Source organism: Intrasporangium oryzae NRRL B-24470, assembly GCF_000576595.1.
In the GTDB taxonomy this organism is placed as follows: domain Bacteria; phylum Actinomycetota; class Actinomycetes; order Actinomycetales; family Dermatophilaceae; genus Intrasporangium_C; species Intrasporangium_C oryzae.
The window spans coordinates 1-1,638 of the sequence record NZ_AWSA01000105.1 but is presented as its reverse complement, the minus strand read 5'-3'; the positions used below and the strand labels follow the sequence as shown (position 1 = coordinate 1,638).

Annotated in this window: 1 rRNA gene; it reads left to right on the top strand. The window is 58.1% G+C overall.

Annotated features, from left to right (window positions below):
* The first annotated feature begins 9 nt into the window (after nucleotides 1-9).
* Nucleotides 10-1,545 (top strand): 16S ribosomal RNA (locus N865_RS21190).
* The last annotated feature ends 93 nt before the right edge of the window (nucleotides 1,546-1,638 follow it).

Genomic DNA, 1,638 nt, shown 5'->3' with positions numbered 1-1,638 from the left:
GTTTGAACATCAACGGAGAGTTTGATCCTGGCTCAGGACGAACGCTGGCGGCGTGCTTAACACATGCAAGTCGAACGGTGACGACGGGGCTTGCCTTGTCTGATCAGTGGCGAACGGGTGAGTAACACGTGAGTAACCTGCCCCAGACTCTGGGATAACCCCGGGAAACCGGAGCTAATACCGGATATGACCCTCGTACGCATGTGCTGGGGGTGGAAAGTTTTTTCGGTCTGGGATGGGCTCGCGGCCTATCAGCTTGTTGGTGAGGTAGTGGCTCACCAAGGCGACGACGGGTAGCCGGCCTGAGAGGGCGACCGGCCACACTGGGACTGAGACACGGCCCAGACTCCTACGGGAGGCAGCAGTGGGGAATATTGCACAATGGGCGGAAGCCTGATGCAGCGACGCCGCGTGAGGGATGACGGCCTTCGGGTTGTAAACCTCTTTCAGCAGGGAAGAAGCGTGAGTGACGGTACCTGCAGAAGAAGCACCGGCTAACTACGTGCCAGCAGCCGCGGTAATACGTAGGGTGCGAGCGTTGTCCGGAATTATTGGGCGTAAAGAGCTTGTAGGCGGTTTGTCGCGTCTGCTGTGAAAATCCGGGGCTCAACCCCGGACTTGCAGTGGGTACGGGCAGACTAGAGTGTGGTAGGGGAGACTGGAATTCCTGGTGTAGCGGTGGAATGCGCAGATATCAGGAGGAACACCGATGGCGAAGGCAGGTCTCTGGGCCACTACTGACGCTGAGAAGCGAAAGCATGGGGAGCGAACAGGATTAGATACCCTGGTAGTCCATGCCGTAAACGTTGGGCGCTAGGTGTGGGACTCATTCCACGAGTTCCGTGCCGCAGCTAACGCATTAAGCGCCCCGCCTGGGGAGTACGGCCGCAAGGCTAAAACTCAAAGGAATTGACGGGGGCCCGCACAAGCGGCGGAGCATGCGGATTAATTCGATGCAACGCGAAGAACCTTACCAAGGCTTGACATACACCGGAATCACTCAGAGATGGGTGCGTCTTCGGACTGGTGTACAGGTGGTGCATGGTTGTCGTCAGCTCGTGTCGTGAGATGTTGGGTTAAGTCCCGCAACGAGCGCAACCCTCGTTCTATGTTGCCAGCACGTGATGGTGGGGACTCATAGGAGACTGCCGGGGTCAACTCGGAGGAAGGTGGGGATGACGTCAAATCATCATGCCCCTTATGTCTTGGGCTTCACGCATGCTACAATGGCCGGTACAAAGGGCTGCGAAACCGTGAGGTGGAGCGAATCCCAAAAAACCGGTCTCAGTTCGGATTGGGGTCTGCAACTCGACCCCATGAAGTCGGAGTCGCTAGTAATCGCAGATCAGCAACGCTGCGGTGAATACGTTCCCGGGCCTTGTACACACCGCCCGTCAAGTCACGAAAGTCGGTAACACCCGAAGCCGGTGGCCCAACCGTCCATCCTTGTGGTGGTGGGGGGAGCCGTCGAAGGTGGGACTGGCGATTGGGACTAAGTCGTAACAAGGTAGCCGTACCGGAAGGTGCGGCTGGATCACCTCCTTTCTAAGGAGCAGCTCCACCACCGTGGCTCGTCTGGGCCTGTTCTGAACGCCTGTTCTGGGTCTGTTCTGAGCGGGTCCTGGTCGGGTGTCTCTG